We start from the raw sequence: 9,005 nt of genomic DNA on the forward strand, positions 1-9,005 counted from the left end.
TTTGAACGGGAGCCAGGGACGCTTGTCTCTGGCTCTTGTTTTAGTTACAGGTACTGAGCGGGTACTTGGTACTTGGCACCTGGAACTTGGGGGAGGGCGGGTACTGGAGTGGTAATGGGCACTTGGCACTTGGAGCTTGGCAGGGGAACGGGCGTATGTGCCGTTGGTGCGTGATGATGCGCTCCGTTCTTCCCCAAGTCCCTATTTCTAAGTTCCAAGTTCCCATTACCAAGTGCCAACTACCAAAACTACAACTAGGAGAGTGTTTCCTATGGCAAAAATGCGAACAATCCTGCAGCCTCAGTACGTAGCGAAGTTCCGGTGCATCGGTCCGGCCTGCGAAGACAGCTGTTGTATTGGCTGGCAAGTACCGATTGATAAAACGACTTACCAAAAGTATCGTAAATGTGCTGATGAAAAATTGCGCTCGCAGATGGATGACAAAGTGACCCGCAATCGCGGCGCCAATATGGCGGATGATAATTATGCCAAAGTAAAACTCAATGATGATAATTCCTGCCCGTTTATCGATAGCGACCGGCTCTGCGCGATTCAGCGACAGTTGGGCGAGGAATGGCTGTCCCTTACTTGTGCCACCTATCCCCGTATTACGAATAAAGTGAATGGAACATTAGAAAGGTCAATGACTTTATCTTGTCCGGAAGCTGCTCGGCTGGCATTACTGACCACCGGATTGATGGAGTTTGATCAGTTGGAAGAATCCGACAGTATTCGGTATAACCCGGAAAAAAACATCGATACCGATGATATTAAACTTGCGGCGAAGCCGCAAAGATATCTCTGGGAGCTGCGTATCTTTATAATCACACTCCTGCAGAATCGCGTTTATCCTCTTTGGCAGCGCCTTGTCGTCCTCGGGCTGTTTTGCAATCAGCTTACCGAACTTGTCGGTAATGGCAAAGTACATGATATTCCGATGCTCATCGGTACGTATCTGAACCGTTTGGAACAAGGCGATATCCTCAGCAATATGGAGGCGATCCCCGAAAAGCAGACGATTCAGATGGAACTATTGAAAGAATTAGCCGATGAACGGTTTGCTACCGGTATAATTAGCCCCCGCTTTTTGGCGTATTTTGCTGAATTTCTGCAGGGAATTCAGTATATGGAGGCTGCTGGCAAAGCGGAGATCGGCGTTCGTTATGCCGAGGCTTATGAACGGTATTATCAGCCGTTTATGGAACAACATGAATATATACTGGAAAACTATCTGGTTAATTATGTATTTAAAAATCTATTCCCCTTTGAGGGAGAGAAGCATATTTTTGATAATTTTATGCTGCTTGTTGTGCATTATGCGATGATAAAGATGATGCTTATAGGTATGTCCGGGTTCCATAAGGATAAATTCGGCATGGATCAAGTGCTGAATCTGATTCAGTCTTTCGTCAAAGTTGTCGAGCATAGTCCCTCTTATTTGAAGAAAGTGTGTGATTTGCTTAAAGCCAATCAGATGAATACTCTGCCGTATATGACGATACTGATCAAGAATTAACGGGTGAGAAAATGAATGTGTATAATGACCCTGCCCACGAGATTGTCTATCATATTCTGGGTTTATTGCCAACCATCGAGGCGGCTTTGACGCATATGGTGGGACAGCTGGACGAGCTTCGACTGGAAGAGTCGGAGGTGCTGTTCCGGGATGCCGCTCAGGCTATCGGCAGTATAGCGGAAAATGTTGCGGCCTTGACCGGGCAGCAGGAAAACGCCGATCTTCTAAAGACGACCGCCAGGATGCGCAGAGCCTTGGGAGCAGTAATCGACGGCTTTGAGTCCGGCAGTCTGCCGGCAATTCAAAATGCTCTGGTACAGCAGCTATTGCCGGCATTTCTTGACTGGCGTCGGCAAATCGAGCAGCTCTTGCTGCCGGCGGTCGTGGTGTAGGGGGGGCGAAGGGCAGCTCATAGCACATAGCACATAGCTCATAGCGGGGGAACGAAAAGATGGGACTTGGTAATTGGCACCTGGCACCTGGAACTTGGAGGGAGGACGGGGAAAGGCGGAAATTGGGACTTGGTAATGGGGCCTTGGAGTTTGGAAAGAGCGGTAATGGGAACTTAGGACTTGGAGAGACGGTAATTAGTGAGACTGGAAAATTGGAACCGGATTCTGTCAGTGCGAGCGGCAGCGAAGCAATCTCGCACTTCCTGCCGCCTCTCCCCGGCTTTGAGATCGCCGCGGCTGGCGCCTCGCGATGACAAGCAGGAGACTGAAAAAAGCGGGACTTGGAACTTGGTAATGGGAACTGAATTCCAAGTGCCAAGTCCCAATTTCCAATTTCCAATTTCCAAGTGCTAAGTGCCAAGTGCCAAGTCCCAAATCCTATTCTGTCATTGCGAGCGGCAGCGAAGCAATCTCGCACTTCCTGCCGCCTCTCCCCGTCCTTGAGATCGCCGCGGCTGCCGCCTCGCGATGACAAGCAGGAGAAGCAGGGGACTGGAAAAAGCGGAACCTGGAACTTGGTAATGGGAACTGAATTCCAAGTACCAAGTCCTAATTTCTAGGTTCCAATTTCCAAGTCCCATCTTTTCGTCCCCATCCCCGTGCTATGCGCTATGAGCCATGAGCTATGCGCCCTTTCTCCGTCCCCCAAAAAAAATACCCCGTTCCCCGCTTTTTCCGCTAAAGTTTTGTCCCCTTTTTTACGATAAATACTGTAGAGAAACTTTTTGTAGGGGTGTTTGCGTATGAGTATAGGTGCCGTGAAGAGTGGTGTGGATCCGATTGCCGCCTATAGCAGCCAGACGGCTGCAAATCCGCCGGTGTCGGGTGTACAACCTGCGAGTAGTGATACCGGGGATACAGCAGAGACCGTTTCGACGGATCAGAAAGCGAACAAAAAGGATGTTAAGGTAGAAGACGTTCAGCAGATGACGTACGCCATGAATCAGTTCGTGGAAGCCTTGAACACGGATATTCATTTTGTCGTGCATGACAAAACAAAGGAACTGATGGTGGAAGTCGTCGACAAGAAGACTAATAAAGTCATCCGGGAATATCCATCCCATGAGTTTTTGGACACGATGGCTGCGATTCGCAGCTATATCGGGATTTTATTGGATAAGAAGATATGATATAACAGCCGTTTATACACAAGGAGGTGTAGGTTATGTCAGGAGGAATTTACGGACTGTCAGGTTCGGGTCTTGATATTGATGCTTTGGTAAAGAAGTTAATGACTGCTCAGCGTACAGGGGAGAATACGCTGATACAAAAGAAAACAGTGGTGCAATGGCAAAAGGACGCCTACAATAAGGTTTATGACGACATCAATGATTTTCGCAATACGATCTACCAGTATAAATTGCATGGAACGCTGAATCCCAACAAAGTTTCTTCCAGCAATGAAGCAGTGGTGAAAGCAACAGCAGGGGCTTCTGCTCCGGAGGTGTCTCACACCATGACTGTTACCCAGCTGGCGGACGGCGTGAAGCTGACCAGCTCGGCCAGTCTTGCCACACCGGGGACGACGGTAGACAAAACCAGCATTGCAACCCAGTTTTATTCCGGTATGGCGGTGGCGGATATTCCTAAATCGATTATCACCATTTCCAACGGTTCAGCCAGTGCGACGATAAAGGTTGATCCCACCGGCAGTCTCAACGATTTTGTCAATCAGATCAACGGGGCTCATTTGAATATCTACGCCAGCTATGACAGCACTCTGGATCGGGTATTCCTTGGCACCACCCAGCCGGGAGCCAGCGCAGACATCAGCTTTGCCGGCAGTAATGCTGCCGGATTGAGTTTCTTGACGGATAAATTGAAGCTGCCTGCGGCCATGGTACCTACAGGTGCAACTATAGCCAGCAGCGGGACTGTGAAAGCTACGACAAATATTGATCCGGCAAATCAGATTTCCACCTGGTTTCCGACAATTGCAGATTCAACTTTAAAGTTGACGAATTCCTTGACGGGGAAAACGGAATCCATTACTATTAACTCTACCGATACCTTGAAGGATGTAATGAGCCGGATTAACAGCGGCAACAATGTCATGGCCGCGTTTGATGCGGATACCGGGCAGTTTTCGTTGAGTCCGTCGGGCTTAATTAGTATGGCGAAAGGCGAAAAGCTGAGCAGTACAGCCACTCTTTCCGCGGCGGCAGGTTCAAGTATCGCCAGCCAGTTTTATCAGGGAATGGCATCCGCCGATATCTCACCCATTTCTATTACTATCGGCAATGGCGTAAACAGCAAGACGATTAACGTAAATGCCAACGGCACGCTGGATGATTTTATCAATCAGATTAACGACTCCGGCCTTAATGTAACTGCCGGATATGACAGTGCCAAGGGTGCTTTTACGCTTACCAATAATAATACGGGCGATAATTCCACAATCAGCTTTGCCGGCAGCAATGCCGCCGGTATGAATTTCTTGGTTAATCAATTGAAAATGCCGGCTCAGGTGGGGACTCTTTCAATTGATGGCAGCGATCAGGGCGCCAAGGATTTGTTAACTAAACTAAATATGCCGGCGACCTTTAACAGCGGCAAGGCCACAACCAGCACCTGCAGTGTTACAATTCCGCTTGATCCCACGCAGACACTGAAGAGCCAGTTCAGTGAGTTTGCAACAAACTCGGGTTCCTTTGTTTTAAATATGGCTAACGGCTCTAGTACCGGTTCAGTAACGATTGACCCGACGACAGACACACTGAATACGCTGTTGTCTAAGATCAACAACGCCGGCGTGTCGGCAACAGCCACCTACGATTCGAGTACCGGTAAGGTTACACTAAAGACCACCAACGGCGGCAGTCTTAGTTTCAGCGGCAGCGATGCAAGAGGAACCAGTTTCTTAGCGAACACGCTGAAGCTGCATCAAGCCGGGAAAGATGCTGCGTTTAACCTGGACGGTATGGACCTGACGGAATCCAGCAATAACTTTACGATTGCGGGCGTTACCTACAATCTGAACGGTGTTTCACCGGCGACCAGTATTACGGATCCGACGCCCCAGAAGGTTGCTATCAGCGTATCCAATGATGTTGAAGCAGAAGTGACTGCTGTTAAAAACTTGGTGGATGCTTACAACAAGATTCTAACTAATCTCAACAGTAAGCTGGATGAAACCCGTTATACTGACTATGCGCCGCTGACCGATGATCAAAAAGCCAGCATGAAAGATTCGGAGATTACTGCATGGAATACCAAAGCACAAAGCGGTATGCTGCATCGGGATTCGACGATCTCCAGTTTGGTGGATAGCATGCGCAACGCCTTCATCGGTTCCATTTCCGGGTTGACCGGCAAGTACACTAATGCGGCCGCAATCGGACTTACTACCAGCAACTATATGGAGGAAGGCAAGCTGCATCTGGATGAAACCAAACTGCGGAATGCGCTGACGGATGACCCGACGATTCTGGATAAACTGTTTGCGACTGCCGGAACTTCTACTGTCGGGGCTGACGGGAAAGTAGTGACCAGCACGCCGACCCAGGGAATTGCCGGGCGAATTTACGATGCCATTACTACTACGATGGATAAGCTGTATCAGAAAGCCGGTTCGACCGCGATTGCTTCGTCGGATGTCAGCAGTACTCTTGCCAAGCAATTAACGGATTACACGAAACGGATCAAGGACGTGACAACACGGGATAACGATATGGAGGACACTTATTATAAGAGGTTCAATGCCATGGAGGCGGCATTGGCTCAATTGAATCAGCAGAATAGTACGCTAGCATCGATGCTGGGAACTAAATAGTAAGATGCGGGAGGATTATGATGGTTAACGCGAATATGGCCAATGCGTATAAACGCCAGCAAATTTTGACAGCTTCGCCGGAAGAATTGACTTTGCTTTTATACAATGGCGCTTTGCGATTTGTTCACGAAAGTATAACGGCGATGGAGCAGGGACAACGGGAAAAATCCAGCAATGCCAATTTGCGGGCGCAGGAAATTGTGCGGGAGTTTATGGCGACGCTGGATATGAAATATGAACTGTCAAAGACCTGGATGCGGCTCTATGATTACATTGAATACTGCCTGATTCAGGGAAATATCAAGCAGGATAAAGAAAAGCTGGAGCAGGCGCGACATACTCTCCAGGAGTTAAGGGATGCCTGGGTGGGAGCGATGAAACAAGTTCGTTCGGCCCGGGCGGTGGCCAAGTAGATGGAAGGAAGGACAGAAGAGCAGCTCTGGCTGGATTTCCGGTTTCTGACGAAGGAAATGGCCAAGTTTCTGGCAAAAGATGAGATGGAGTTGTTTTACGACCTGCTGCGGCAGCGGGGCGAGCTCCAGGCCATCATTGCCGCAACGCCTGAGAGCGGCTTTAAGGAAACAGCCGCGGGAAAGAAACTGCTGGCGGAAATCTGGCAGGCCAATCAACTGTTGACGCATAATTTGCAGTTTCGCGTTAATAAAGGCAAACAGCAGCAGCGGGTTTCCAACGCCTATGACGGTCGAAACACGGCTGCTGCCAGCAGCCGTATGAGTTGGAAACGGTAAAAGAAAAAGCGGGGGTCAGGCCTTGCATAATTGCGTGTTCTAGTGTATACGGAGGCGGTAAGCAGTGAATATTTCCGGGATAACAGCAGGTCATTCTTCTCAGTTAGGCATGCAGTCACAATCCAGCAGTGCATTGGATGCGTTGGAACGGCAGAGGGAGAATCTGCAAAATCAGATTCAAAAAGTGCAAGCAAGTAAAATGGACAGCAAGGAAAAAACGGAAAAAATCAAAGAGCTGACGGTAGAAATGGAGCAGATTGATCAGCAGATCATGCAGGAAAAGCAGGCGGAAAAGACGGCACAAACGGGTGCGGAAAATTCGCTTGAAAGACAGCAGGAATCGGCAGAGCAGGAAGGCGATTCTCCGGCTGTGGTTTTATCGGCAAGCTTGAATGCCTTTGTGTCTGTCGGCAGCCAACTGAAAGAGTTTGATACGCTGGATAAGGTGCGTTCTAAGTTAACCGGCGAAATCAATGTTGCTAATTCACAAATAAAAAATGGTGTTATCGGCGGCAGTGTGGAAAACCAAATGGCGACGATCAGCACGGACAGCGGTCAGCTAACTTCGGTGATGTTCCGCATGGCAAAGACTGCCGGAAAAGTACACCAGGTAATGGAACACGCTGCCAAAGAAGGGGAGGTTGAAGCCCAACATAGCCAGAAAGGGGCAAAGGGTCAGGACGAGAACGCAGCTGCGGTTGTAGGCGAAACTGTAAGCGAAGGTAAGGAAAGCAGCCAACAGGAGCAGAAGACGAAGGGGATAGAAGGGGTGCGGCAGGATGAGGCTGTGAGCAATCAAAAGCACCAACCGGTTGATCTTTTAGTCTAAAACAGCCGCCGCGGTATTATGAAAACCGGGATACAAAAAAGCCGGCATCGCTTGTTTATGTAAAGAGATGCCGGCTCTTCTATCGCCTATTCTGTTTATAGAGTTTTGGCAGGAGTCGCCGACTTCGGGTCTTGTTTCCCCGGACGGGGCCGTTTTACGACCAGTACGGGAATCGGCGAATAGGCAACCAGTTTGTGCGCCACACTGCCCAGCAGCAGGGAACTGAAACCACCGAGCCCCCTGGTGCCGCAAATAATCAGATCGGCATTGATTTGGGACGCATAATGGATGATTTCGTCTGGCGGATTGCCTTTGAGCAGGATTGTCGATACGGCTATTTCATAGACGGAAATTTCTTCTTCAATTTCTTTCAGGTGTTTTTTTAAGCCATTGGCATACGCAGTGGCAAACGGGATTAGCATACTGGCAGCTTCGGCTTGAAGAGCCGGCATTTCATCATATACGGAAGTAACTGCGATTTCCGCTCCAATCTGCAGTGCATAGGATTTTGACCATTCTAAGGCAAATTTGCTGTCCTCGGAACCATCATAAGCCAGTACAATTTTGCTGACAGACATCTTATTACCCCCTCTTTTTTTCTGGATGTCCTATTTTTAAATATTCGCTAAAGCACGGCAGGAACCTTTTGCCGGGTTCGTATTTTATAATCATGTTGCTGCATTTTTTGAATTGACTTGCATACAAAGCTGCTGAGCATGATGATGATCTTCGACAAATGCGCCGTTCGGCGATGTAAGGGTTAAATCAAAACTCTATAGTTTTACCTTAGCAGCCGCCGGTTCGGCTGCTGCCTTTTTATCGGCCGTACATTTTGCGGATGTGTTAAAATAGAAATGATATAATGTTATTATGTTGCATTTTATTTAGGAGGTATTTTTGTGACAGAACAGTTATTGAAAGATTATTTATATCATATCTATGAAAGCAATCCTTTTGTCGGTTTGCTGGATATGGCTATTTCCCAAATGGAGAAAGGCTGCGTTACAATGACAATGCCGGTAGAAAGTGACCGCCACACCAATTTGTATCATATGGCTCACGGGGGAGCGCTGGCTTCTTTGGCAGATACGGCTATGGGGTTAGCTTGCTGTACGACAGGTAAAAAGGTGGTGACTCTGGATATGAGTATGAACTTTATCCGCTCGGCTGAACCCCAGGCGGCGGTGAGTGCGGTGGGCAAGGTTGTGCATAACGGCTCACGGACGATGGTGGCGGAAACGGATATTATGGCCGGAGACGGCGGCTTGGTGCTGAAGGCCCGGGGTACCTATTTTGTGGTGGGGTCGTTTTTAGCGGAAGAATAGCTTGCAATTTTTGCCCATGGCTTCTATAATTTAATATGAGAACCATTTTGCTTAGGTCTGTGGTTGAAAGTCGATGCCAGTCGCAGGCGAAACGATCCACGTAAGGAGCCTAAATTGGGTTCTGAGCATGGTGCGGCTTAGAGGTAAGACCTGCCGGACCGCGAGGTGTGAGGTGAGAGGTTGGAAGTGAGAATTTCTAAGCCTAACGGCTCGACATTGAAGATTCGAGAGTGGTAGTAGTGAGGGGATTGAATTCCTAGTAGCAAACCTTCCAGCAGGCGAGTGTGGGGTCAAAGACCAGGTCGGCTAAGCAAAGGTCCTTAAATTTCATAAGGTGAGGGGATTTCTTTAATGGCTTTTCA

The 9,005-nt window shown here is 48.6% G+C and carries 9 protein-coding genes; 8 read left to right on the top strand and 1 reads right to left on the bottom strand.

Features of this window, described 5'->3' with window-relative positions:
• The first annotated feature begins 271 nt into the window (after nt 1-271).
• The 7 genes from fliB (at nt 272) to ABFC84_18980 (ending at nt 7,318) form a co-directional block, all read left to right on the top strand.
• The gene (gene fliB / locus ABFC84_18950) at nt 272-1,516 is read left to right on the top strand and encodes a flagellin lysine-N-methylase (GenBank protein MEN6414822.1); all 1,245 of its coding nucleotides are present in this window, start codon (nt 272-274) and stop codon (nt 1,514-1,516) included.
• Nucleotides 1,517-1,527: 11 nt separating this feature from the next.
• A complete protein-coding gene (locus ABFC84_18955; protein MEN6414823.1) occupies nt 1,528-1,908 on the top strand; it encodes a hypothetical protein in 381 nt (126 codons plus the stop codon).
• Between the two features lie 803 nt (nt 1,909-2,711).
• Nucleotides 2,712-3,098, top strand: coding sequence for a flagellar protein FlaG (locus tag ABFC84_18960; GenBank protein ID MEN6414824.1), 387 nt, complete (start codon nt 2,712-2,714; stop codon nt 3,096-3,098).
• Between the two features lie 35 nt (nt 3,099-3,133).
• Complete coding sequence (gene fliD / locus ABFC84_18965; GenBank protein ID MEN6414825.1) at nt 3,134-5,740, top strand: flagellar filament capping protein FliD; 2,607 nt, start codon at nt 3,134-3,136, stop codon at nt 5,738-5,740.
• Nucleotides 5,741-5,760: 20 nt separating this feature from the next.
• Nucleotides 5,761-6,153 carry a flagellar export chaperone FliS gene (fliS, locus tag ABFC84_18970; protein MEN6414826.1) on the top strand — a complete coding sequence of 131 codons (393 nt, stop codon included), beginning with the start codon at nt 5,761-5,763 and terminating at the stop codon, nt 6,151-6,153.
• On the top strand, nt 6,154-6,489 hold the full coding sequence (locus tag ABFC84_18975) for a hypothetical protein (GenBank protein ID MEN6414827.1): 336 nt from the start codon (nt 6,154-6,156) through the stop codon (nt 6,487-6,489).
• 64 nt (nt 6,490-6,553) lie between these two features.
• Nucleotides 6,554-7,318: a hypothetical protein gene (locus tag ABFC84_18980; GenBank protein ID MEN6414828.1), complete on the top strand. Its 765-nt coding sequence runs from the start codon at nt 6,554-6,556 to the stop codon at nt 7,316-7,318.
• A 95-nt stretch (nt 7,319-7,413) separates the two neighbouring features.
• Here the strand turns inward: ABFC84_18980 and ABFC84_18985 are convergent, their stop codons facing one another.
• Entirely contained in the window at nt 7,414-7,896 is a 483-nt protein-coding gene (locus tag ABFC84_18985) for a universal stress protein (GenBank protein ID MEN6414829.1), read from the bottom strand.
• 321 nt (nt 7,897-8,217) lie between these two features.
• On the opposite strand from ABFC84_18985, the gene ABFC84_18990 reads away from it, so the two are divergent.
• Complete coding sequence (locus tag ABFC84_18990; GenBank protein MEN6414830.1) at nt 8,218-8,643, top strand: PaaI family thioesterase; 426 nt, start codon at nt 8,218-8,220, stop codon at nt 8,641-8,643.
• Nucleotides 8,644-9,005 lie beyond the last annotated feature (362 nt).

The sequence above is a fragment of the Veillonellales bacterium genome, assembly GCA_039680175.1.
GTDB lineage: Bacteria > Bacillota > Negativicutes > JAAYSF01 > JAAYSF01 > JBDKTO01.

Excerpts from the sequence above, each read along its gene's own strand:
- fliD (MEN6414825.1), top strand. The coding sequence starts at position 3,134 with ATGTCAGGAGGAATTTACGGACTGTCAGGTTCGGGTCTTGATATTGAT.
- ABFC84_18960 (MEN6414824.1), top strand. The coding sequence starts at position 2,712 with ATGAGTATAGGTGCCGTGAAGAGTGGTGTGGATCCGATTGCCGCCTAT.
- fliS (MEN6414826.1), top strand. The coding sequence starts at position 5,761 with ATGGTTAACGCGAATATGGCCAATGCGTATAAACGCCAGCAAATTTTG.
- fliB (MEN6414822.1), top strand. The coding sequence starts at position 272 with ATGGCAAAAATGCGAACAATCCTGCAGCCTCAGTACGTAGCGAAGTTC.
- ABFC84_18955 (MEN6414823.1), top strand. The coding sequence starts at position 1,528 with ATGAATGTGTATAATGACCCTGCCCACGAGATTGTCTATCATATTCTG.
- ABFC84_18985 (MEN6414829.1), bottom strand. The coding sequence starts at position 7,896 with ATGTCTGTCAGCAAAATTGTACTGGCTTATGATGGTTCCGAGGACAGC.
- ABFC84_18975 (MEN6414827.1), top strand. The coding sequence starts at position 6,154 with ATGGAAGGAAGGACAGAAGAGCAGCTCTGGCTGGATTTCCGGTTTCTG.